This is a genomic window from Vibrio sp. 1727, assembly GCF_033344415.1.
GTDB lineage: Bacteria > Pseudomonadota > Gammaproteobacteria > Enterobacterales > Vibrionaceae > Vibrio > Vibrio alginolyticus.
This window is the reverse complement of the sequence record NZ_JAWPOT010000319.1, coordinates 1-667: the sequence shown is the minus strand read 5'-3', so window position 1 is coordinate 667 and position 667 is coordinate 1. Positions and strand designations below refer to the sequence as shown.

1 protein-coding gene is annotated in these 667 nt (G+C 46.6%); it reads right to left on the bottom strand.

Going from position 1 to position 667, the window contains the following annotated elements; genetic code table 11:
* On the bottom strand, positions 1–667 hold a 667-nt coding region (locus R8O10_RS25485), incomplete at both ends, for a chemotaxis protein CheW (RefSeq protein WP_318191993.1).

The window sequence follows — 667 nt, the reverse complement described above, 5'->3', positions numbered from 1 at the left end:
GGTTACTGGCCAAACCCCACATGCTTTCACCAAGCATGACAACGTATTGGTAGTTATCTTTGTATCCATCCCCACGGAGTTTGTCTGCCATCACCCACTTTGCAGTGTCGACAACATCAAACTGCTGTTCGCGGTTCGTCTGTAAACCTAAGTACCAGGCTGGTCGACCAATAAGGTGGTTGAGCTCGGTAATGCGATGAATGCCACCCAATTCATCGAGCGGTACGGCAAATGTCACTTCGTTGACATCAAAGTAAAGCACTTGAAAATCTTCACTTCTTTGCGTGCCTTCCCACGTATTGGGGATCGCAGGGCTCGCCTCGGTTTCCAGTTGCGTTTCGGTTTGCTGTTCTATCGCGATGTCTTGTTCTATCTCAGGAACAACTTCTACCGCTTCGACTTGAGCTACCTCAGTTTGAATTACTTCAGAAACAGGCTCTTCTATCACCCATTCTTGAATTTCTTCAACCACTTCTATTGGTGACTCAAGAGCTACTTCAACGTCTGGTTGTATCGACTTTGCGTGAATCGCAATGTCGATGGTGTTCTGTTCCAAAATGTCGTCTATGTCTAACTCATCTACGACATTGGTCGATTCGAGTTGACTCAATAACCTTTGAACGTCTTCTAAATTCGGCGCTTCCAGTTGCGGTGCGTAGTTTTCGCG